This window comes from Methanobrevibacter sp. (assembly GCA_022775905.1).
GTDB lineage: Archaea > Methanobacteriota > Methanobacteria > Methanobacteriales > Methanobacteriaceae > Methanocatella.
The window spans coordinates 1-23404 of sequence record JALFJX010000018.1 but is presented as its reverse complement, the minus strand read 5'-3'; the positions used below and the strand labels follow the sequence as shown (position 1 = coordinate 23404).

Here is a 23404-nt window from a genome sequence, read left to right as displayed (position 1 = left end):
ATAAAATAAGTAATAAAATTAATGGAACAATATAATGTATGAGAAAATATAGAACTGATTTAGCAAGTATTAAAAGAATTAACCAATAAAGAAATTATTAAAGACATTAACAAATTAGAAGTGATTAAATGAAAGTATATTCCTTTTCAATTAATAATATGATTTATCATTTACCCCCTAATTTTCCAAAATTTGAAAATGAGCTTTTAGATAAGATTAATGACATCATAGCTGTTGAAGATAAAGATTTAGCAATGAAATTTTTGGATATAGGTTTTACAGACCAGATTATGCCCCGAGACATTGATGGCAACAATCCATACGTAAGAATATTAACCAATGAAGAAGCAGATGAATTAATAACTGCCTGGAAGAGATATGCTAAAAAACATCCAGAAGCATTGCCTAATTATGATTTATATAAATTATAGGTTATTATTTCATACAATATGAAATAAAAGATATTCAAAGAAACAGAAATAAAAAAATAGTTAAGATTAATTAATAATCCCCCTAATAAAAAATAAATACATTGTTTAAAGATTAGTTATTTAGTCTCTTTTAGCTTCTTTTATTTTATCAATAAAAATCAGCAAATCTGAATCTAGTGGATTTATTTCACTTGCATTCATAGCATATTCCATAGCTTTGTCATATTCCTGTAATTCATAATATATCTCACCAGTAGTGAACCATGCTCTGAAGTTATTCGGATCAAGAGAAAGTGCTTTATCACAACAATCCAAACCTTTTTCGAACTCACCTATATTTAAATAAGCATCCCCTAAATTATTCCAGGTCATTGAATTTTTAGGTTCAATTCTTTTGGCCTGATTTAAATATTTAATAGCATTATCATAATCTTTTAAATGTATTAAATATAAAGTTCCTTTTAATGCGTAAGCATAGTCATCATTAGGTTCCAATATCATTGCTTCATCATAACAGGCCATTGCCTCATTATATTTTCCCAATTTTTCATAAGCCATTCCTTTAGTACATATTGACCTAATATATAATGGATTTAAATCAAATGCTTTGTCCAATATTTCAATAGCTTCATCACACCTATTTAAATCAATCAATACTCTGCCTTTCAGATACCAAAGAAGAGATTCGGCAGAATTTAATTCAATTGCATTATCTAAGCATTCAATTGATTCTTCAAGTTTTCCATTTTTAATCAAATCATTTGCTTTGCCGAACCAATATTTAAAATCCTTGTTATCTGAATTATTATCTAATTCATCATAGAAGGGCTGTTTTCCAACTTTCCAAACTGTAGTGAACTCATCAATTTCTTCAACAAGTTCAAACTCAGTTTCAGGAGCAATAATTGTATCAAACACATCTTTACTTACGATTCCTCCAAGATACAAAATCTTTTTGTTTTTAGGAATCAAAATTATGTTTGTATATTTTAGTTCTTTTTGAAAATAAGGAAAAGAACTTGCCTTAAATGGAATATTGGGTGCAAACAATCCATTAATAGCTTGTTTTTTCATATAGTTATCATTATCTCTAAAAACAACTTTGATATTTTGAGGAGTTGCTATGGATTGAGTTTTTAAAAGATGTATGAGTTTGTCCATAGCTTCCTTTTGCTCAGCAGATATTTCATTAAACAAAGCTAAAAAAGAACTAAAAGGAATTTGAATAAGCAAGTCAGTAAAAGGATTAATGGCAACTAAAGAATACCTATCGGAGTCTTTTAACATTTTTACTAAATCACTCATGAATATTGCGATAGTTGAGCTTTGAAGCCCTGTGCTTTCTAATAATTCATTACTTGTAAATAAAGGAACTGCTCTTTCATTTCCTTGTAATTTAATATAATTTATATCAAAACCAACTTGACCATCTGGTACAAATATTTCCCCAGGATGATTATTTTCAAGTGCATCATGCATATTTTGACCGAAGACAACAGGCATGAACAGTTGTGATTTTTTAAGTAATTCATGGAACTCTTCCCGTTTTCCAGGACCTATAAAACCTTCATCCATATCTTTTATTAATTCTTCCAATCTAGAATTATCCACAATAGTTTGTCTTTTTAATTCTTCCAATTTATCATCAGGAATTTTCATATTAATTACTCCCCAATAATTATTATTTAATCACTACAATTACTTTTATAAAGGCCAATAGATTTTTGTTAGCGGAATCAGACTTCTTGCATCATTGTCAAAATTATCATAATATTGTATGACGAATTTAACTAATCTGTCCAAGTCCATTAGTATTATAGGTATTTCTGACCTTTCTGCTTCATATTTGGCATCAGTGGTGAATCCCCCAGTTGATACATATATTCCTCGGTTGGTTTTCTTTAATGCTCCTTTAAAGCTTCTGATAGCTTGTGAACCCATTGAAGTATTTGGTCTATGTTTTACTTCAACAAGAATGACTGGATCTTCTAAACCTAAACCATCTGGTGAAGCCACAATATCTCTTCCACGGTCAGCACCTCTTGGTGAAACAATAGTCTTGTAACCCATTGCACGGAGCAAGCCTGCAACCAAATCCTGCATTTCATAAGAATCCAATTTATTAACTTTATCTTTAATGAATTCAATAGATTTATCTTTAATATCTTCTTTTAAAATAGAAACATCCTCATGTTCACTTCCTTCCTCATCTTCTCCAGCTGCTGGTTTTTTATTATTGAGAACATCAAGAATATCTTTTCTAGCTTCATCATTAATATTGAATAATGTAGATATTGCACCTAAAGTATTTTTAGTTGAAACTGATAGATTATCTCTAGAGACTTCACCTAACCATTTAACATCACGAGTATCATTGTGTCCTCCAATATAATCTATATCTTCATCTTCCAAATCAGTACTATAATAATAATCTGAAGTTATCTCCCCAACCAGATATTTACGGCTGGATGGATTATAAGATAAAACATAATCTCCTTTTTTAATCATATGTCTGAATTTGATTACTTGTGAAGAAGCAATGCCTAAGCTATATTTGCTCTCATCAGGATATGTCTCCTGCATAAGTCTTTTAATATCATCAGAACTTTTATCTTCAAGGTCACCAAGACCCCAACCAAGGGCAACAATATTTCTCTTTTCAAATTCATCTATAAGAAAAGCATCTTTTCCCGCTCTAACCATCCACATATTTTTCATGACAAAATCACCTATAGAATATACCTTATTAAATTAAAAAAAATTATTTTAATAATATGTTATTAATAAATTATGTTAGTTTATAAATTTATAATTAATGTGGAAATTAATTAATCTTAAAATTAATGCAAATTTAAAAATCAAATAAAGTTGTCTGTTTTGGCTCAATATATCTTATTACTTCAGTATCAATTAGCTTATCACTTTCTTTTAGGTGTCCAAGCAATAATGGTGATTTCTCATCATGCAACTTTATAACATTCTTAGGAATGTCCGGTTTTCGATTTGCGTAGCAATATTTACACTCACTTAAACAGGAATTATATGCTCCAATATCTCTTGATGGAATGCAATGACAGTTTTCTCTAATTCCACTAGCTTTAACATCTTTATAAACTACATCATGTGCCTGTTCTAATATTTCTTGAGTTGTACATCCTGCAGCATCTATACCATATTTTTCATAGCTTTCATTTGTTGCACATGTTTGAGTATAAAGATTATACTTCTCAGATATCTCACCTATTCCTTTCAATAGCCTCACTTTATCATCATCAGTGAGTGGAATTATTTCAGGCATGTTCTCTTCAACTTTTTTGTACATGTCCACAAAGCTGAAGATGCATCGGTAAACCAGCGGTGAAATTTCTGAAGCCATATACTCAAATGTTTCCAGATGTTTTTCAACTGTGTATTTTTCTGTCAGCAGTATCGGATCGTATCTCCAGAGAATCTTATTCCTACCGACAATATCCGATAGTCTTTCCAACGTTTTAATAGATTGATTTATTGTTGGAACTTTAGGTTCTATATCCTTGCCGTATGCAGTAATCGTGTAGTTGCACAGAATATTGTATTTTTCATCAATGCCACCTATATGTTCCAGTATAGGTTTGTAGTTTTTGGAACAAAACAACAAGCAATCTACATCTTTAGGTTTCAAACTTAACTTATACACATTTTCTCTTGCAAATGGATTTCTTGAATATGCGTATCCTTCACGAATCCTGTTCAGTAGCCATGGGGTGTAGTAGTTCACTATGTCTGTTCTTCCGCCAACATTTATTATCATTTTATCACTTACTATTTTTGATGATAATCACTTTTTTTATTTGTGTTTTGGCCAGTCTTATGCAGTCAATTCTGACAAATAAATTTTGTTCAACACAACATAATTATTTCTGAATAACCATAGTCATTTTAATATATTGTCTGAATATATGTTAAAATTCTACCATTTGAACGAATTTCCAAAACTTTAATTATTGAGGAAAATAAAATTAGTATCTGTAGTGAGAAAAAAGTAGTAGATAATTTCTATACTATTTGCATAGCAATATTTGCATCCGTGAAGGCATGTATTATATGCTCCAATATCCCTTCCAAATATGCAATTACACTCACGAATTCTATATTTTCCGTTAGGTATATTCAAATTTTTATCAATTGCATTCTCAATTACTTCTTGAGTCATGCATCCACTTGAGTCAAATCCAAATTGGTCCAGCAATGTCCCTTCAACACAAGTTTTCATTTTGATATTATGATCTTTTGCAACTTTTGAAAATTCACAACCAATAGTTAACATTACATCTTTTGTGACTTCGTTAGCTTCTGGAAAATTTCTCAACACTTTCTGATATAAATCAATGAAACTTATTGTGCAATCATTTGTATAATCACCAAGTTCATCTGCCATCTTAGCAAATGTCTCAATATGAAAATCCAAATCATATTTTTCAGAGATAAAAATTGGATCATATCTCCAGGATACTTTTTTAATTCCCAAATGATTTGAAAGCTCTTTAAAAGATTTCATTACACTTTTAAAATCAGGTACATTAGGTTCTATGTCCTTACCATAAGGAGTTATTGTAACAAACCAGTATTGCCTGAATTTATCCAAATTTTCAATATTTTTAAGTAGAGGTTTTGGATTTTTAGTACAAAAGCACAAACAGTCAATAATTTTAGAATCCAATGGATATTTGTAAATATCATCATTATAAGGATTACGAGTACAGACAAATCCTTCATCAACTCTGTTCAAGAACCATTTACTAAAAAAAGCTGGGATATCAGTTCTGGAACCTGTATTAATTATCATAAAAAAAGAAAAGTAAAAAGAGATTATAAATCTCTTCCGAAAATATGTACAGCTGCAGTACCACCAGTACCTCCAATGTTGTGAGTCATACCGATTTCTGCACCGTCTACTTGACGACCACCAGCTTCTCCTCTAAGTTGCCATACTACTTCAGCAGCTTGAGCAATACCAGTTGCACCTAATGGGTGTCCACGTGCTTTAAGACCACCGGATGTGTTGATTGGGAAGTCACCATCAATTTCAGTTTGTCCTTCTTCAATAGCAATTCCACCTTTACCTTTTTCAGCAAATCCTAAGTCTTCTACAGCTAAAAGTCCGTTGATTGAGAAACAATCGTGAACTTCAGTTAAGTCAATGTCTTTTTGAGTAACTCCAGCCATATCGTAAGCTTTTCTGGATGCAACTTTAGTAGCTTCAATAGTAGTTAAATCTTTTCTATCATGTAAAGTTAAGGTTCCAGAAGCTTGTGCGGAAGCTTTTACATAAATTGGAGTGTCAGTGTATTTTTTAGCATCTTCTGCAGGTACCATAATAACAGCTGCTGCTCCGTCAGATACAGGAGAACAGTCAAATAATGTTAACGGATCTGCAACCATAGTAGCATTTAAAACTTTATCCACAGTAATTTCAAATGGGAATTGTGCATTTGGGTTTTTAGATGCATTTTTATGGTTTATTACTGAAAATTGTGCTAATTGTTCACGAGTAGTACCATATTCATACATGTGTCTTTTAGCAATCATTGCATATAATGATGGGAAAGTAGCTCCTTGTTGTGCTTCCCATTCTTTATCAGATGCAGTAGCGATAGCTGGAGTAGCATCAACGACATCAGTCATTTTTTCTACACCTGCAGAAATTACTACATCGTGGAATCCTGATGCAACAGCCATGATTCCTTGTCTTAAAGCTAAACCACCAGATGCACAAGCAGCTTCAACTCTTGTGGTTGGAATTGGGTTAAGACCAACGTGGTCAGAAATAAGAGCCGCAATGTGTTCTTGTTCTACGAAAAGTCCAGAGGACATGTTTCCAACGAACATTGCTTCAATATCTGCACCATCCATTTCAGCATCAACTAAAGCTTTTACTCCAGCTTCAGCAATTAAATCTCTAAATGATGAATCCCATAATTCACCGAATTTTGTTTGTGAAACTCCTACAATAGCAACATCTCTCATATTCAAGCCCCCTTACATTTTAATTTTACCTTTGAATTTAGCATATACAGCGTAATCAACATAGGTTTTTTTGCTGATAATATCTTCTGTTTTTGGAGCTAATTCTCTTCTTTCTTCAATTTCATCTTTGACAGTAATACTGAAACCATCACTTCCAGCACCTGATCCATATGAGATAACGAATATTTTATCTCCAGGTTCAGCAACATCTAAAATGTTGGATAATGCTAATGGTACAGCACCTGAGTAAGTGTTTCCAATATTAGGAGTGAGTAATCCTCTTTCAATTTGTTCTGAGGAGAATCCTAATTTTTTACCAGCCCTTAAGTAAAATTTACCGTTAGGTTGGTGGAAACATGCATAATCATAATCTTCAGGAGTAGTGTTTGTTTCATCAAGTAACATTTTAGCAGCGCTTAAAACATGTTTAAAGTAAGCTGGTTCTCCAGTGAAACGTCCACCGTGAGATGGGTAAGGTTCACCTTCTCTTCTGTAAAAATCAGGAGTATCTGTTGTAAAACTGCAAGTGTGTTCAATATCAGCAATTGTGTTATCATTACCAATAATGTAAGCAGCACCACCAGCAGATGCGGTGTATTCTAAAGCATCACCAGGTGCACCTTGAGAAGTATCAGCACCAATAGCCAAAGCATAATCAACCATACCTGATTTAACAAGTCCCATAGACATTTGAATACCTGCAGTTCCTGCTTTACAAGCAAATTCTAAATCAGCAGCAGTTAACTTTGGAGTTGCACAAACCGCTTCAGCAACAATAGAAGCAGTCGGTTTTACTGCATAAGGATGTGATTCTGAACCAACATAAACAGCACCAATATCTTTTGGATCAATTTGAGCTCTTGCTAGAGCATATCTAGCAGCAGTAACTGCAATGGTTGCAGTGTCTTCGTCAGGAGAAGGTACGGATTTTTCATTAACAACTAATCCTCTTGATAAAGCAACAGGATCATCTCCCCATACTTTAGCAATTTCTTCTACTTTAATTCTATATGAGGGAACATGTGCCCCATATCCTACTATTCCTACCATTAAATCACCATAAAATAATAATATTAAGAAATTATAAATTTAATTTAATTAATGATATTATCTATTTATTCTTATATAAAATTAACTAAATATATAGTATTTTTTTAAACAAAATAAGAATTTTTAAAAAAAGAATTTATATAAAAGGTGCAGTCGCCGGGATTCGAACCCGGGTTGTAGGCTTGGAAGGCCCAAGTAATAACCAGACTATACCACGACTGCAAGTAAAGTGCGGCGTCCGGGATTTGAACCCGGGTCTCTAACGTGGCAGGCTAGAGTCTTAACCAGGCTGGACTAACACCGCATGTAACTAACAACATACATAGATTTGTTTTAATAGTATATATAGTTTTCTATTTCCTATTGATAATTTGATTAATAATCATTTTATCTTCAGAATCAACTGTCCTAATCAAGATGATGACCGCAAAGTATACAACAACTGAAACTACCATAGCAACCCATAAATTCAAATTAAGGACATATAAAACAATTCCAAGAACTGCTGATGCAAATACTATTTTCAATATGTCATAAACAAAATGTTTATCTGGAAGTTGATCTATCTTCCTAATCATATACATTTCCAATACCAAAATCAATATTTCACTTAAAACTGTTGCAAATGATGCACCATAAACTGAATATTTTGGAATTAAAATCAAGTTTAAAACAACATTAAAAACAGCTGCAATGGAATATATTTTAGTAACAGAATACTCCTTGTGAGATGCATTTAAAACTAATGAACAAGCCCCATTGATAAATAAAAATACTACTGTCCAAATCAATACCTGCAAAACACCACCCGCAGCCATGAATTCAGAACCATAAATTCCAATTAAATCATAGCCATAAAATGTAGTAAATACAGCTATTGGAAGAGTTACCAATGTCAAATATTTCATTGATTTTATAAAACTCATATTCAATAAATCTTTTTCACCAACAAACAGTTTACTCATTACAGGGAAAACTGCTGCTGTGTATATTGAATAGAACAAATTCAATACATTGATTAATTTATATGCTGAATTATAAAGACCAGTATCATAAGTTGAAGCAAATTGAGTAATCATCACCACATCAATGGAATAATAAATGATATAAAATATACCGGCCAATGCAAAAGGAATACCAGCCTTTATTAAAACCTTATAAAAATTAAAATCAAAGGTTAATTTTGGTTTGATAATATGTTTTCTCATTGCATAATATGCATACAACATTCCAAATATATTAGCAAAGATATAAGCAAAAGTAATACCAAGCAATCCCCAATCAGTTAAAACAACAAGCACAATGAATACAAATGTCAATACATTAAAAACAATATTTGTAATAGCCTGATATTTCATCTTCTCATGAGCCTGAAAAGATGCAAAGAAGATATCATCAATTGTCTTAATAAAGTATTCAAATGCAAATAATAAACAGATTCCAATTACATAACGACTCCATCCAAGGACAAGAGTGGTTAAAAAGATTAATGTAAAATAGATTATGGCTAAAAATATCTTTAAAGACAAAGTGTTGTTTACATACTTATCCTCATTTTCAAAATCAGTTGATATTGACCTTACAATATAAGTACTGATACCAAATGTTGCAAATACACCAAATAAAGTTGAAAGGGAAACTGCAGTACCGAAAACACCATAATCAGATGGTCCAAGATACCTTGCAGTTAAAATTGTCCAAACAAAAGCCAAAACGCTAGTCAATAGTTGAGATATCATCAACCAACTCATATTAGCAAAAATTGTCTTTACTTTATTAGCCATTATATTACCTTAAATTTTTCTTGCAGTTACACAGATCCAATCGTTTTCATCATTTAAATAAGCTTTGAAGTCTGTAAAACCAGTTTGTTCTAGTGAATCTTTTAAAACTTCTTCAGAATAGATTTTCATATCTAAAAGTTCAACTAAATCATCGTATTTTTCCATTTCTCCTTCTCTGTACACTGCTTCATTACAGAAGAATACCAAACCATCTTTTTTAAGAACTCTGTTAACTTCTTTCAAATCATTGATAAAATCCGGCCAGAAGTAAATAGTTTCAAAACCAGTTACAATATCAAATGTTTCATCATAAAAAGGCATTTCAGAAACGGAACCCTGCAATACATTAACAATTCCTTGATCAATGAACTCCTGATTTAGTTTAGTGGATTTTTCAACACTGACTTCAGAGTAATCAATTCCAACTACCCTTCCGTTTTCAGATATTTGTTTTGCAAATCTTTCTATGTTTTTTCCACCACCACAGCCAATATCTAGAATTTTACTGTCTTTTTGAACTTCAAAATGACTTACACCCCATTGAGCCATTGATTCATGGGATTTATTCATTCTATCCAAGATTTGATGACCTAATTCTCCGACAGGTTTTCTTGCATTTTTAATAAGTTCCTTATCTTCAATGTTATGTCCAGTATTCACCTTATTATCATTATCTAACATAAAATCACTTTTTCATACCTTTACGTGTTTTGATAGCTTGACCTGTTTTCAATTCTTTGATTTCACAGGCACCAAGCAATGCTTTTCCATAAGCTAAAAGTTCATCTTCCTCATTTACAATTAAAACTTCATCGTTTGTTCTTATCTTATCATCACAGTCAACAACAAACTTACAGAATACACTTTTACCTTCAAGTGCAAATGGTTCTGAATCCTTGTTTACAACAACTCTGTTAAGTGGAGAAGGCATTGCAGAGTGAAGTCTTCTTGCTCCTTCTTTTGATAAAACAAGGAATGAATCAGATGCTCTCATATTAACAAGCAATGTTTTTCCATCATAAATATGTCTGATTTTACCTGTCTTTTTACTTTTTTCAATATTGATTTTACCAGTGAATAATGCTTCACCTGCACCAAAACCAAATTGATAGTCAGCAATAGCCTTTATTTTTTTAACATCATCTTTTGCATATCTGATGTCCTCTTCAACAAGATTGTCCTCTGGTTCGATTTCCAAATCTTTGAGAACTCTTGAATGAATTAAAACTTGTTCGTAGTATCCTGAGAATTCATCAACGAATTCCTGTAAGAATTCAATTGCATCAACATCACGGATTTTAGGAGTTGCACTTTGACTTAATGGATAAACCTCATCAACTTCAAGAGGCACTAAACCAAATGGAACATCTACAACCATAAAGTCAGCATTATCCAAATCAATATCATGCTCTTCACCATATCTGTAGAAATCACCGAGTTTTCCTGAAATAAATTTTGAATATGGTTTTCTTGATGGGGGAAGCAATATTAAATCCCTCTTTTTAGGCATAGCCATCAATTTTTGAATATGTCTTAACACTTCAGGCCTTCCGAGTGATTCAGGGCCAGTATAGAAGAATGCTGATTTTTTACTTCTTGGATCATATTTTTCCAAGTCTTCAGCATACATTCCAAGTTGTCTTACTGCATCTAAAAGTGCAGGATGAGCACGGCAACGTTCTTCTACAAGTTCCATTAAGCTACCTTCATAAATAGATTGTCTGATGAGTCTTAATTCTGCAAATGAAACATGTAAGTTATGTTGAGCAATTAAGTCCCTTCTTTGTTTTTTAGGCATTGCCCTAAGGTCATCAGGAGTGTATTTTGTACATACTTCACAAGAACATGGCATTTCATGCAAGTTTTCAAGTTTGAGAGTTCCTCTAGTTGTCAAAAACCTGTCATCTTCCGCATATAATATATAAGCTGCTGAATCAAATAAATCACAGCCCATAGCTACACATAATGCAAAAATCATTGGATGTCCTGCCCCCATCAAGTGGCGAGGCACACTGTCAGACAATTCTTTCATGGAATTCATTACAACATCAACCAAATCCTTGTAGTGGTATGATTCCATTAAAGGAACTACTGCACCAATTGGATATAAATCAGCATCGAGTTTTGAAAGTTCACGAGCACATTCCTGTCTTAAATCTAAAAATGTTGATCCTTGAACTACGGAATTCAATAACATTTCAATATTGTTTTCTTTTTTGAATTCAACCGCTTCTTTTGCACGTTCCAAAGTAATCTCCAAATCGCTTTCCGCTTTTTCTCGGTCAACAAAAGGAGCTGTTGGAATATCCAAACTAGTTCCTATATCGGTTTTAATCAATTCCTGAAACTCAATTACTTCTTTGTTTGTAATCTCCACATCACCATAAACAGATAACTGAAATGAACCTGAATCCGTCATGATTGGACCATCAAAGTTAATTAATTTATGTAATCCTTCATCAATTGCCTTTTGTTTTAATTCTTCATCCTTATAAATCAAATAAGCATTAGTAATAACGATGTCTGCACCATATTTTGCAACATCAATTGCTTGTTTTCTTGGATGAATAACTGGCATTAATGCAGGAGTCTTTACATTACCGTGTTTGGTTTTTAAAACTCCAACACGACCCATATTATCTTTTGCTTTTATTTCAAACATAGTATAAACCTTGTAAAATAAATAATTTTTAAAATAAATCATTTCCAAAAATGGAATATTAGAATATTATAAGTTTAATTTTAACTAGAAAATTATATAAAGTTTGCTCAAAATTTTAAAGTTTATTAAAAAGAAATTCCAAAAATTAAATTTAGATAAAATGAGTTATGAAAATAGTGCTAGAATAATTAATGATGATATCTTTGATTTAATAAACGAATGTTTTAGTCAAGAAAAAAGTAGTCAAAATAATGAAAGTAGACTTAATTTTTTTAATACTTATAAAGATTATTTTGTTTTAACTGATGATGGATCATATTCTATTAAATCAAAGGAAATAAACCATAAAGTTGAAACATTACATACATCTACTGGAGCAATAAGTGAGTCATTTGAGAAGTTTATCAAACCAATGAAATTTGACTACTCAAAAGACATTGCAATTTTAGACATCTGTGCAGGATTGGGATACAATTCATCAGCAGCTATTGCAGACTTTATTAAAAATAGTTCTGATTCCAATTTAAAAGTAGATATGGTTGAAATTTCAAAAGCAACCTTTGCATGTGGTATTTTAGTTCCATCCCCAATACCAGAACATGATATTACCAAAAAGGCAATTGAAGATGAACTTATTAAACTCAATTACGCAACATTAAGTCTTGAAGAATGTGAAATCCCAGAAAACATTGACATTAATGTATTTGTCGAAGATGCAAGACAAACCGTTCAAAATCTTGAAGACAACACATATGATGCAATATTTTTAGATCCATTCAGTCAGAATATGGCGCCGGAACTATTTTCACTTGAATTTTTCAAGGAATTCAGAAGAATAATAAAAAACGACGGTATTGTTGCAACATATACTTCATCAGCACCAGTTAGAGCAGCATTTATTGAAGCAGGATTCTCAATAGGTGTCGGTCCAATATTCGGAAGAAAACAGGGCGGAACCCTTGCAAGCCCAAATCCAGAAATGCTTGATTACTCACTTCCAAAAAATGATGAAATAAGAATTGCACTATCAGATGTTGGAATTCCATTTAGAGATCCAGGTTTAAATAATACAAGCGATTTCATTTTAAGTGAAAGAACTGAAGAAAGACAAAATGCACGTCATAACACTAAAATATCATCTGCAGTTAAAACTCCAATCTTTTTAGGCGATTCCATGGAAGATGATGAAAAACTAAAAAGACGTGTTGAGAGAAACCTAACTAAAATGAATATTCCATCAACAACTTCACAAGAAGCCTTTTACATTATTGAATGTGAAAAAGAATACTCAGAAAAACAAAATAAAGAAAATAATTCAACTACAAGAATTTTAGATATGAAAAAAAGATTAAAAGAAGTTAAAGATGGAAATTATTTTGAAACATAACTTCCACTTTTAATTAATTCAGCTTCTTCTTTTGATGATTTGACTGGTCCTGAAATGATAGTCAAGTCCCTACCACTACCATCATGATTGTGTCCAAAAATTGACCAATCAGCATCACAGTACTCGCCACCACCAGTACAATGCATACAGATGATTATACCTTCATTATTACCTTCCTCATAATGAGCAGCACGACTTGGTGTTTCAGGAAAAGTTCCACCATCTTTACCTTCATCCGTCCAGAATATACTCCAGTAAAGTTCATGACCTCCACAAATTGGACAAGTATTTAGAATTTCAGTTTTATAGTAAGTATAACCATATTTAGATTCTTCACCAGCCGCAGATGATCTTCCCACCACAATAAGTGTTTTACCATCATCAGAAACACCGAATTTACTATATGATGTAGCATTTTTTAAAACATCAATCTTTTTATTCAATGTATAACCAGTAGACAAATCCTTACAGACAACATTGTAAGTTCCTTCATTTTTAGTGAATTTAACACTAGCAATACCTTTGGAATTTGTTTTGACTTTGTATACTTTACCATCAAGAGAAATTTGCATATAAGTATCCGCAGCCACAGCACCACTCTGTTTTAAGAGAGTAGCCTGGAATATCCCTTGTTTACCCTCTTTTGCATAAACATCAGTAGCCTTAATAGAAGCTAATTTTACAGTTACTTTCTTATTCAATACATAACCAGTGAATGGATCAACAGATTTGAAATTGTAAGTTCCTTTAGCCAATTTAAAGCTAACAGTTGCAACACCCTTTGAATCAGTTGTGACAGTTTTTTTCTTACCATCAACATAAACATTCATTTTAGCATTTTTAGCAAGACTTTCACCTTTGTATAGAGTTACTTTGAATTTTGAAGTAACACCAGTGAAAACTGTCATTGAACTAGCAGATAATGTTGGTAATACAGTAATAGTATTGGACCTTTTCTCACCAGTACTTGGATTGATTGAAGTAATCTTATAAGTTCCCGGAGCTGAAATCACTTTAATGGAAGCTACACCTTTGGAATTAGTCTTCTTATAGAAATAAGTTCCTTTAGTGTAGAATTTAATAGTCTTACCAGTTAACAACTTACCATTTTTGCCATAGAATGTTGCTGAAAAAACTTTTGAACTTCTATAATGTTTTTTCAAATTGCTTGATACAACAGAATTTTTGACTGTGATTTTATTTTTAATACTGTAACCACTTGGATTGATTGCATATATGTAATAAGAACCAATCTTTGAACCAACAGCCAATTTGGCAATACCATAAGAATTTGTTTTCTTAGAATATGTCTTTCCATTCAATTTGAATTTAACATATGTATTTGCCAATGCTTTCCCATTGGTTTTTAAGAATTTAGCTGAATAGTACACAGTATATTTATAAGTAGTAGTGACATCTTTTCCAGTAATAATTGGCAATACTTTAATCTTATTGGTTTTTGTCAAATTGCCGTAAAAGACAGTAATAACATGAGTTCCAACAGCCAAATTTTTTATTGAAAGAGAAACTTTACCTGCTGAATTAGTAGTTTTAGTGTAATTAACACCATTGAGATTCAAGATAACAGATTCCCCAATTACAGAAGAATTTCCATTTGATAAAGATGCTTTGTAACTAGTATCCTGTTTATAATACTTATTTACATCATCACCATCCAAAACATAATTTTCTTTTTGAACTGGAGCCTCAACATCATCATTTGTGGATGAATTCTGAAGAACATCCGACGGAAGATCATCATCCACATCACCAGAAATTACATCATCAGTGGAATTCACATCAGTTGCAACAACTGCAGAAATCGATAACATAAAAACCAGTGTTAATATTATTAAACTAATTTTTTTATTAAACATAAATAAACTCCATTTAACATTTTATTTAGTATTACTTCTTATTTAGTTTAATGTATAAAAGGCTTTTGTTTTTCAAAAAAAGCCCAAATAAGTCCAAATTAAGAAAATAAAGCAATTAAAGGGTAAAAATAATAATAAAAATATTGGACTAATTGAAATTAATAACAAAAGATAAAATCAAATAGAAACCTAAATCCTTAAAATGAGAAATAAAGAATAAATAGTTCAAAAACTCAACAATCAATAAACTCAATATTGAACTAGCACCATTTAACAAATTCAACATATAAATAAAAATTAAATAGAAAACACAAATAACGATTTAAAACCGTTTAGAATGAAAATTAAAGTATTTAAAAAGAGTTAAATAAAAAAAGTAAAATAAGGTTGAAAACACATTATTCAACAGTTACACATTTTGCTAAGTTTCTAGGTTTGTCAGGATCATATTCCTTTTCAATAGTAATATAATATGCAACCAATTGTAAAGGAACAATATAAACTAAAGGTGCAATCAATTCATTTACTTCAGGATTGATTGAAATTACATCACTAGCTTTAGTTTTAAGAGCATCATCTGAAGCAGAACCAATGGCAAGTACATTAGCACCACGAGATTTGACTTCTTCCAAATTACTCATTGTTTTTCTGTGTGCATCCCCCGGAGGAACAATTATAACAACAGGTGTCCTTTTATCAATCAAAGCCAATGGACCATGTTTGAGTTCACCTGCAGCATATCCTTCACCATGAATATATGAAATTTCTTTAAGTTTTAAAGCGCCTTCAAGAGCAGTAGGATATGTGTAACCTCTACCTAAATAGAAGAAATCATTTGTATAATTATACCTTTTTGAAAGTTGTTTTATGAGTTCTTTGCTTTCAAGAGTTTCGTCAATATAATCTGGAACTTTATCAAGTTCTTTAAGCAATTCATCATCTTTAGCAAGTAATGCTGCAAATAAATAAATTGATGTGAGTTGTGCCACATAAGTTTTTGTTGCTGCAACACCAATTTCAGGACCTGCTTGAGTCTGAATTACATATTTAGCCCTTCTTGTCATTGATGAACCTGCTACATTAACAATAGCCAATGTTTTTGAAGTTTCATTTGCAACATCTAAAGCTTTAAGTGAATCAGCTGTTTCACCAGATTGTGAAATGAATACAACTAAAGTTTTATCATTTAATGTTTTAGCAGAATATTTGAATTCAGATGCAAGAATAACATCAGTTGGAACACCTGCAAGTGATTCAATCAAATATTTACCAGATAAAGCTGCATGATAAGATGTTCCACATGCAACAAAGCAAATTCTTTGAATATCATCAATATCATCAATGATTTCCTGAATGTTCTCTTTTTGAGTTAAAGTATTTCTAACAGCAGTTGATTGTTCATTGATTTCTTTAATCATGAAATGGTCATAACCTTCTTTTTCAGCCATTTCAGGTGTCCAGTTTATTGTTTCAATTTCCTTGTTGACCACATTATCAAATTCATCATGAACTACAACACCATTTTTATCCAAAACCACAATTTCCCCCTTTTCAGGATAAATTATATCACGAGCATATTTTAAAATAGCTGGAGAGTCAGATGCAAGGTAATATCCTTCTTCACCGATTCCAACAATCAATGGAGAATCTTTACGTGTTGCAACAATTTTATCAGGTTCATCAGTTGATATTGCTGCAATTGCATAAGCTCCATGAATAATATCAATGGTTTTTCTAACTGCATGTTCAAGGTCAAAACCTTCATTCATGAATTTTTCAATCAAATGAGGAATAACTTCAGTATCAGTATCAGATTTGAATACATGACCTTCACTTATTAAGTTCTCTTTGATTTCCAGATAGTTTTCAATGATACCATTGTGAACAACAGCAACATTTCTTTTTTCATCAACATGAGGATGTGAATTTAATTTGGAAGGGTCACCGTGTGTTGCCCATCTTACATGAGCAATACCAAAGTTTCCAGGCATATCAGTAAGATTTAATTTATCATCAACCTCTTTGATTTTACCTTTGTCCTTTTTGATATGGATTTTATTCTCACTATAAGTAGCGAGCCCAATTGAATCATATCCTCTATATTCTAACTTAGAAATACAATCAAAAAGAATTGGAGCTACATCATCATCATTTTTTAATATGCAACCAACAATTCCACACATCTAATCACCTTGATAATTATAGATATCTTTATACATTCCAACAACATCACCAATTATTAAAATAGCTGGTGTGTTGATTTTTTTATCTGAAATATCTCCTAATGTACCGAATACTAAATTTTGATTTGGTAATGTTCCACTTTCAATTGCACATACCGGAGTATCAGGTGAGCGATATTTCATAATTTCGGCAGTGTTTTCACGAATATTACCAATACCCATTAAAATAACTAATGTATCAGCAGTATAATCCCAATGAACTTGGCTTTCAGGTTTTGTTGGATCTTCATGACCAGTTACAACAGTAACTGATGTTGCGACTCCCCTGTGAGTTACTGGTAGTCCTAAAGAAGTTGGTGCTCCAATAGCTGAAGTTACACCTGGAATAACTTCAAATTTGATATCATGTTCCATTAAAGCTAATATTTCTTCTCCTCCCCGACCGAAGACAAAAGGATCTCCTCCTTTAAGTCTGACAACATTTTCATGATTTTGAGCTTGTTCTATAATCAACTCATTGATTTCATCTTGAGTTTTATAATGCTCACCTGCTTTTTTACCAACATATATTCTTTCTGCATTTTCAGGAGCATGAGCTAATATTTCTTCATTAGCTAAATAATCATATAAAACAACATCAGCTTTGTTTAAAGCTTTAACCGCTTTAAGAGTTATTAAATCAGCATCTCCAGGTCCTGCACCAATTAAATAAACTACCATTTATATCACTTTTCTATAAAAATCCTTTAAAGAAGTTTAAACCATCATCAGATCCAAAAATGCTTTCACAAGCTCTTTCTGGGTGAGGCATCATAGCAACAACAAGTCCTGATTCATCACATACGCTTGTAATAGCTTCCATAGAACCGTTAGGGTTTTTACCTTCAAATTGTAATACTATTTGATCTTGATCTTTTAACAAATCAATGTCTTCTGTGTAAAATCTTCCTTCTGCGTGAGCAATTGGAAGGTCAATGATTTGGTCTTTTTTAAATGCTTTTGTAAATGGAGTTCTGTTAGTTGAAACTTTTAATTTGGACCATTCACAATTGAATTTAGGGTTTTCGTTTGTAATGAAAATTCCAGGAATAAGACCAATCTCTCCTAAAATTTGAGCACCATTACAAATACCAAGTACTGGTTTTTCTTCTTTTACTAATTCTTTAATTCCATCAATTACAGGAGTAATGGAAGCCATTGCACCTGCTCTTAAGAAATCCCCATAAGAAAATCCTCCAGGAATTACAATACCATCAAAGTCAGTTAGTTTTTCTTCACTCCACCAAACATATTCTGGTTCAAGGCCTGCAAGTTCGCAAGCTTTTGCAACATCCCTGTCACAGTTAGTTCCTGGAAATCTAATTACTCCAATTTTCATATTCTCACCTTATTTACCGCAAGCCATGTTTTGTGGAATAACATTAATTTTATAATCATGAATAACTGGATTACAAAGTAATCTTTCGCACATGTCAGTTACATTTGCTCTGATAACTTCTCTGTCTTCTCCTTCCATTTGGAATTTGATGATTTCATCAGTTTTTACATTTTTAACTTTGTAACCGAGTAAATCGAGAGATCTTTCAATTGTAGTTGCTTCTGGGTTTAACATACCACTTTTAAGTGAGATTTTAACTTCAATATCAAATAACATTTAAATCACCTTTTCATCTTCAGGCATAATTCTATTATATACTTCTATATAAGCATCCATAACTTCATCATCTTTTCCTTTTCTGAATAATTCTTTATCTAACATTTCTAAGGTTTCGCTGTCCCATAATCTGCATCCATCAGGAGAGATTTCATCACCTAATAATATGTTTCCATCTTTATCCTTACCGAATTCCACTTTGTAATCAACTAAGATAATTCCAGCATCAGCGAAGAATTTTGTTAAGATTTCGTTGATTTTCAATGCCTTTTCAGTTAAGATATCAATTTCTTCTTGGGTAGCGATTCCTAATGCTTTGATAATTGAATCATTGAGCATAGGGTCATGGTATTCATCATCTTTGAAATCCATTTGAACAAGAGGAGGGTCCAATTTAGTACCGTCTTCAATTGGGTATCTGCGCACTAAACTACCTGTTGCAATGTTTCTTACAATAACTTCAATAGGAATCATTTCAAGTTTTTTTGCCACCATAACATTTGGTTCTGGTAAGTCAATGAATTGGGTTGCAACACCTTGTTCTTCTAATACTTTAAATATTTTAGAAGAAATTACTGCATTGTAAGCTCCTTTGTTATTCATTACTTCTTTTCTTGCACCGTCACCAGCAGTCATATCATCTCTAAACTCGATGATTACTTTATCGTCATCATCAGTGTTGAATACACTTTTTACTTTACCACTATTAATTAACTCTTTTTTGTTCATGATATCAACAGAATAATTAAATTATTATAATATAGTTTTTAGTTTTAATATTATATAAAAATAGTTAAAAAAATAAGAAAAATAGTAGTTTTATAATTTATTAATGTAAGTTACATCATCACGGGTTCTGCCAAATTTCATCCCATTTAACAATCCATTTGGAAGTTTGGATAAAATAGTTACGGGATGTGCATCATTTGGTTTTATAAACATTTGATGTATAACATTTTGACGTGTTTTAATTACTATTTTATAGTTTTCATCAATTTTAGACAAGTTTCCATCAATGAAAACATCATTGAATGTTTGATCAAGAAGGTATTCTGGAAACTCCTCATCGATTTTGAAATGATTCAATAGTTCACTGAAAATCATTTATCTCATTCCATACTTGGAAGTTTGTCTTGATCTGAATCATATGAAGAACCTATTAATTCACCAGTTACATTATCAAATTGACGGAATTCACCATCACTATATGTTACTTCACGATAATATCCTTCACCAGCTTGTGCGTTGAATTTAACAACTTCACTTACAACATAAGGTTCATTTGAAGAACTGGTTGAAGTAGCATTTTTTATAGTAGAAGTAGTGTTCTTTATAGTTGAATTATCATTTGTTGCATTTGTTATATTTGGAATGCAACTTTTTATAGTATCATTGTTGTGTGAAGAATCTTGAACAGAAACATATGCAACAGCACCACCAACAATTACTAAAGCGACAATCACACCAATCAAGATTATAACATAGTTTTTCATAATTTTCACCTCAATAAAAGTTTGTTAAATATAATTAGACACCAATACTAAAATACTTTTCTACTTTGGAAGTAATGATAAATAAAGTATAATTTGAATTAAAAGTGATATGAATCTTATAAAAGAAAATAAAAAAAAGAATGTTATAGAATTAACTATAACACTATACTCTGTCTTCAGCTTGGTCCCAATCAGGATCTTTAGCAGGAAGAAGAGTGAATACTAAAGTAGCAATTAATAAAACTCTGCTGAAAGTATTGTAAATATTAATTGGTCCTGAGTTCCAGCACTGATTACATCAATCAAACCACCAATCCAAACAATAGCTACAAAGATTGGTAAGATGTATTTAACAATGACAATCCACCATTTACCAAGCTTGATTGTTTTACTTCTACTGTTCAAGAAATCAACCAATTTTCAGCTTTAAATATCCAAGCAAATACAATACATTCTACGATAATACCAAGAAGCAATGCAATTTGGTTAATGAATGTATTAACATATCCAAGCACAGAACCACCGTAAGCAGTTGCATACATCATTGAAACAACTGCACCAACAATACATAATATTGTCATTGTTTTGGACCTTGTCAATCCGAATTTGTTTTGAATTGAGAAGGATAACGGTTCAATTGTGGATAAAATACTTGTAAGACCAGCAAGATAAACTGTTAAGAAGAATAATGGTCCAAGTACATATGCCCATTGACCAAGTACATTGAACACTGTTGGATATGCAATAAATACAAGACCAGTTCCTTGAGTTACAAGATCAGCTACTGCAGTTCCTGATTGTAAGGACATGTAACCTAATATTGAAAATACACCTAATGCTGCAAAGTTTTCAAATATTGAATTTGCAAGAGCAATGGAGATTGTATTTGTAACCAAATCAGAATCATCTTTTGTGTAACTTGCATATGTAAATGCAATTGTAGAAATAGTTCAGAAAACACACAAAGAATTTACACTTGTGTAACTTGCATATGTAAATGCAATTGACATATCTAAACTTAAGGAGAATACAATTTGACCGAATGCACCCATCCATATGTCAAAATGAGTTAAAAGTGACCAAACTGGATTAAATAGCTCAGCAAGACCTACTGAAGCTCCAGGTAATGTAAGTGAGAACACAACAATAACAACCATAATTAAGAATAATAATGGTACTAAAACTTTAGATACTTTACCTAAACCAGCTTCTAAGTCTTTGTGTGAAATATACCAAATAACTACCCAACCAATAAGCATTGCAACAGCAATAATTGGAATGAATGTGAATAAGCCTGTTACGGAATCACTAGATTGCAAGAGAGTAGTTGCAAAGTAAGTGTTTGGATCTGCTCCCCACCCTTTAAAGAAACTTAAAATCATATAGATTCCATCCCAACCAAGAATAGCTGAGTAATAAATCATAATCATAAATACAGCAACTGAAATAAACCAGCCTAAATACTCCAATTTGGTATTAATCTTTCTGATTGCCTTAGCAAAAGAAGATTTATAGTTATATCCTACACCATATTCTAAAATCAAGAATGGAATTCCCATCAAAAGAATTGCTACAATATAAGGGATGTAAAATGCACCCCCACCATTAGAATAAAGTACGTAAGGATATCTCCAAATGTTTCCAAGTCCAACGGCAGAACATATCATTGCTAAAATGAATGACCAGTTACTACCCATTCGTTTTTATCTGACATTTTTTACATTTTCCTATACTTCATACTAGGAATTTTTGTAGGTATTGTATTAAATACATTGCTTTTTAATTCTGGAAATATTAAAGTTTATTCAAAAATTGCATTTAAAAAAGAAGTATTTTGAATAAATCATTATTATTAATGAAAAAAAGATTAATACTTTCCAAAATCAATTTCATTTAAAATGTGAGCCACACGATCTTCTTCTGGAGGAAGTTGCATATAATCACCAAATATTTGACCTAAAGTAGCTTCCTGATTATTTGGAATTTTAGCACATATGTCTTCAAATTTAACTTTTTTTGGAGGTTTGAAATCTCCAGTTTTAAAATAAGGTTGCTCATTCATTGTTAAATCTGCCCAACAACCATAATTTTTATTTTCATATTTTCTAAATAGCTTAGGACCTTTCTTCTGGAAGTATTCTGGTGTAAAACCAATCTTATTGAATAAAGCATGCAAACTATTTACAGTAGCAATTAAAAATTTAGAACCCTCTTCAAGCCTTATTGAGGAAATTGAAGCAAATTTTGAAAACAACAAACATCTTTTCATATAAAAAAATCTTTTAAATTTATTTTCAGGAACTTTATCTAGAATAAATAAGTCAATATGAATACCTAACTTAAAGGGAACCTGATTATCCCAATATTCAGACCAGTAAGTTCCATTTAATGACAAACGACCAAATTGGAAAAAATAATTTTCATCATATCTTGAATCAAAAACTGTGTATTTTTCACTGTTTTTTTCTTCCATGACTTTTAAGAATTTTTCATAATCCTCTCTAAAAAGTATAACATCAATATCGTCATCCCATGGGATGAAACCTTGATGTCTAACGGCACCAATTTCTGTCCCGAAAAATAAATAATAATCAATGTTATTTTCATCACAAATATTAATGAAATCGTTTAAAATTAAAAGTTCAACATCTTTAATATGTTGTAAAGTATCTTCAGTATTCATTTTATCTCATTTAAATGAAAGGCATTTGAAAAATTCATTATTTTAAAATTCCTTTTTTTCCAAATCATGTAATGCATCAATAAGTACATCATTATCTTTTAGAGTTAAATTTCCGATATGGCCAACTCTAAACATTTTTTCTCCAATTTCTCCACCGTTTGGATTAACCCAAATACCATAGTCGTTTTTAAGTG

At 31.5% G+C, this 23404-nt stretch carries 21 protein-coding genes, 2 tRNA genes and 1 pseudogene; 2 read left to right on the top strand and 22 right to left on the bottom strand.

Annotated elements, in window-relative coordinates:
* The first annotated feature begins 128 nt into the window (after positions 1-128).
* Positions 129-431, top strand: coding sequence for a hypothetical protein (locus MR875_05470; GenBank protein MCI6994284.1), 303 nt, complete (start codon positions 129-131; stop codon positions 429-431).
* A 120-nt stretch (positions 432-551) separates the two neighbouring features.
* Here the strand turns inward: MR875_05470 and MR875_05465 are convergent, their stop codons facing one another.
* The 11 genes from MR875_05465 to tgtA all read right to left on the bottom strand — a co-directional run bounded on the left by MR875_05465 (position 552) and on the right by tgtA (position 11933).
* Positions 552-2090 (bottom strand): tetratricopeptide repeat protein, encoded by a 1539-nt coding sequence (locus MR875_05465; GenBank protein ID MCI6994283.1) that lies wholly within the window; start codon positions 2088-2090, stop codon positions 552-554.
* Between the two features lie 45 nt (positions 2091-2135).
* Positions 2136-3149, bottom strand: coding sequence for a restriction endonuclease (locus MR875_05460; GenBank protein MCI6994282.1), 1014 nt, complete (start codon positions 3147-3149; stop codon positions 2136-2138).
* Positions 3150-3282: 133 nt separating this feature from the next.
* Positions 3283-4221, bottom strand: a complete 939-nt coding sequence (locus MR875_05455; GenBank protein ID MCI6994281.1) for a DUF1848 domain-containing protein — start codon at positions 4219-4221, stop codon at positions 3283-3285.
* A gap of 186 nt (positions 4222-4407) precedes the next feature.
* Entirely contained in the window at positions 4408-5256 is an 849-nt protein-coding gene (locus MR875_05450; GenBank protein ID MCI6994280.1) for a DUF1848 domain-containing protein, read from the bottom strand.
* A gap of 23 nt (positions 5257-5279) precedes the next feature.
* Positions 5280-6437: a thiolase domain-containing protein gene (locus tag MR875_05445; GenBank protein ID MCI6994279.1), complete on the bottom strand. Its 1158-nt coding sequence runs from the start codon at positions 6435-6437 to the stop codon at positions 5280-5282.
* Positions 6438-6449: 12 nt separating this feature from the next.
* Positions 6450-7487 (bottom strand): hydroxymethylglutaryl-CoA synthase, encoded by a 1038-nt coding sequence (locus tag MR875_05440; GenBank protein MCI6994278.1) that lies wholly within the window; start codon positions 7485-7487, stop codon positions 6450-6452.
* Between the two features lie 148 nt (positions 7488-7635).
* Positions 7636-7709 (bottom strand) — tRNA-Gly (locus tag MR875_05435).
* 8 nt (positions 7710-7717) lie between these two features.
* Positions 7718-7791: transfer RNA gene (locus MR875_05430), tRNA-Gly, on the bottom strand.
* A 49-nt stretch (positions 7792-7840) separates the two neighbouring features.
* A complete protein-coding gene (locus tag MR875_05425; GenBank protein ID MCI6994277.1) occupies positions 7841-9271 on the bottom strand; it encodes a flippase in 1431 nt (476 codons plus the stop codon).
* 9 nt (positions 9272-9280) lie between these two features.
* Entirely contained in the window at positions 9281-9952 is a 672-nt protein-coding gene (locus tag MR875_05420; protein ID MCI6994276.1) for a class I SAM-dependent methyltransferase, read from the bottom strand.
* Positions 9953-9956: 4 nt separating this feature from the next.
* Positions 9957-11933, bottom strand: coding sequence for a tRNA guanosine(15) transglycosylase TgtA (gene tgtA, locus MR875_05415; GenBank protein ID MCI6994275.1), 1977 nt, complete (start codon positions 11931-11933; stop codon positions 9957-9959).
* 160 nt (positions 11934-12093) lie between these two features.
* On the opposite strand from tgtA, the gene MR875_05410 reads away from it, so the two are divergent.
* Positions 12094-13320, top strand: a complete 1227-nt coding sequence (locus MR875_05410) for an MnmC family methyltransferase (protein ID MCI6994274.1) — start codon at positions 12094-12096, stop codon at positions 13318-13320.
* On the opposite strand, the gene MR875_05405 is transcribed toward MR875_05410, so the two are convergent.
* The 11 genes and pseudogenes from MR875_05405 to MR875_05355 form a co-directional block, all read right to left on the bottom strand.
* Positions 13305-15152 carry a hypothetical protein gene (locus MR875_05405; GenBank protein MCI6994273.1) on the bottom strand — a complete coding sequence of 616 codons (1848 nt, stop codon included), beginning with the start codon at positions 15150-15152 and terminating at the stop codon, positions 13305-13307. The genes MR875_05410 and MR875_05405 overlap by 16 nt on opposite strands.
* Positions 15153-15595: 443 nt before the next feature.
* Positions 15596-17380: a glutamine--fructose-6-phosphate transaminase (isomerizing) gene (glmS, locus tag MR875_05400; GenBank protein MCI6994272.1), complete on the bottom strand. Its 1785-nt coding sequence runs from the start codon at positions 17378-17380 to the stop codon at positions 15596-15598.
* A complete protein-coding gene (gene cobA / locus MR875_05395) occupies positions 17381-18100 on the bottom strand; it encodes a uroporphyrinogen-III C-methyltransferase (protein MCI6994271.1) in 720 nt (239 codons plus the stop codon).
* 13 nt (positions 18101-18113) lie between these two features.
* Positions 18114-18758 carry a phosphoribosylformylglycinamidine synthase subunit PurQ gene (gene purQ, locus MR875_05390; protein ID MCI6994270.1) on the bottom strand — a complete coding sequence of 215 codons (645 nt, stop codon included), beginning with the start codon at positions 18756-18758 and terminating at the stop codon, positions 18114-18116.
* Between the two features lie 9 nt (positions 18759-18767).
* A complete protein-coding gene (gene purS, locus MR875_05385; GenBank protein ID MCI6994269.1) occupies positions 18768-19034 on the bottom strand; it encodes a phosphoribosylformylglycinamidine synthase subunit PurS in 267 nt (88 codons plus the stop codon).
* Positions 19035-19763 (bottom strand): phosphoribosylaminoimidazolesuccinocarboxamide synthase, encoded by a 729-nt coding sequence (locus MR875_05380; protein MCI6994268.1) that lies wholly within the window; start codon positions 19761-19763, stop codon positions 19035-19037.
* Positions 19764-19853: 90 nt separating this feature from the next.
* On the bottom strand, positions 19854-20138 hold the full coding sequence (locus MR875_05375) for a hypothetical protein (GenBank protein MCI6994267.1): 285 nt from the start codon (positions 20136-20138) through the stop codon (positions 19854-19856).
* A 5-nt stretch (positions 20139-20143) separates the two neighbouring features.
* A complete protein-coding gene (locus MR875_05370) occupies positions 20144-20527 on the bottom strand; it encodes a flagellar protein, FliL (protein ID MCI6994266.1) in 384 nt (127 codons plus the stop codon).
* A gap of 234 nt (positions 20528-20761) precedes the next feature.
* Positions 20762-20932: a hypothetical protein gene (locus tag MR875_05365; protein ID MCI6994265.1), complete on the bottom strand. Its 171-nt coding sequence runs from the start codon at positions 20930-20932 to the stop codon at positions 20762-20764.
* A pseudogene (locus MR875_05360) lies at positions 20929-22194 on the bottom strand (sodium-dependent transporter). Before MR875_05360 ends, MR875_05365 begins: the two are co-directional and overlap by 4 nt.
* Before the next feature lie 200 nt (positions 22195-22394).
* A complete protein-coding gene (locus MR875_05355) occupies positions 22395-23210 on the bottom strand; it encodes a LicD family protein (GenBank protein MCI6994264.1) in 816 nt (271 codons plus the stop codon).
* Positions 23211-23404: the final 194 nt, after the last annotated feature.

Coding starts and splice junctions, on each gene's coding strand:
- MR875_05470 (MCI6994284.1), top strand. CDS start 129: ATGAAAGTATATTCCTTTTCAATTAATAATATGATTTATCATTTACCC.
- MR875_05465 (MCI6994283.1), bottom strand. CDS start 2,090: ATGAAAATTCCTGATGATAAATTGGAAGAATTAAAAAGACAAACTATT.
- MR875_05460 (MCI6994282.1), bottom strand. CDS start 3,149: ATGAAAAATATGTGGATGGTTAGAGCGGGAAAAGATGCTTTTCTTATA.
- MR875_05455 (MCI6994281.1), bottom strand. CDS start 4,221: ATGATAATAAATGTTGGCGGAAGAACAGACATAGTGAACTACTACACC.
- MR875_05450 (MCI6994280.1), bottom strand. CDS start 5,256: ATGATAATTAATACAGGTTCCAGAACTGATATCCCAGCTTTTTTTAGT.
- MR875_05445 (MCI6994279.1), bottom strand. CDS start 6,437: ATGAGAGATGTTGCTATTGTAGGAGTTTCACAAACAAAATTCGGTGAA.
- MR875_05440 (MCI6994278.1), bottom strand. CDS start 7,487: ATGGTAGGAATAGTAGGATATGGGGCACATGTTCCCTCATATAGAATT.
- MR875_05425 (MCI6994277.1), bottom strand. CDS start 9,271: ATGGCTAATAAAGTAAAGACAATTTTTGCTAATATGAGTTGGTTGATG.
- MR875_05420 (MCI6994276.1), bottom strand. CDS start 9,952: ATGTTAGATAATGATAATAAGGTGAATACTGGACATAACATTGAAGAT.
- tgtA (MCI6994275.1), bottom strand. CDS start 11,933: ATGTTTGAAATAAAAGCAAAAGATAATATGGGTCGTGTTGGAGTTTTA.
- MR875_05410 (MCI6994274.1), top strand. CDS start 12,094: ATGAGTTATGAAAATAGTGCTAGAATAATTAATGATGATATCTTTGAT.
- MR875_05405 (MCI6994273.1), bottom strand. CDS start 15,152: ATGTTATCGATTTCTGCAGTTGTTGCAACTGATGTGAATTCCACTGAT.
- glmS (MCI6994272.1), bottom strand. CDS start 17,380: ATGTGTGGAATTGTTGGTTGCATATTAAAAAATGATGATGATGTAGCT.
- cobA (MCI6994271.1), bottom strand. CDS start 18,100: ATGGTAGTTTATTTAATTGGTGCAGGACCTGGAGATGCTGATTTAATA.
- purQ (MCI6994270.1), bottom strand. CDS start 18,758: ATGAAAATTGGAGTAATTAGATTTCCAGGAACTAACTGTGACAGGGAT.
- purS (MCI6994269.1), bottom strand. CDS start 19,034: ATGTTATTTGATATTGAAGTTAAAATCTCACTTAAAAGTGGTATGTTA.
- MR875_05380 (MCI6994268.1), bottom strand. CDS start 19,763: ATGAACAAAAAAGAGTTAATTAATAGTGGTAAAGTAAAAAGTGTATTC.
- MR875_05375 (MCI6994267.1), bottom strand. CDS start 20,138: ATGATTTTCAGTGAACTATTGAATCATTTCAAAATCGATGAGGAGTTT.
- MR875_05370 (MCI6994266.1), bottom strand. CDS start 20,527: ATGAAAAACTATGTTATAATCTTGATTGGTGTGATTGTCGCTTTAGTA.
- MR875_05355 (MCI6994264.1), bottom strand. CDS start 23,210: ATGAATACTGAAGATACTTTACAACATATTAAAGATGTTGAACTTTTA.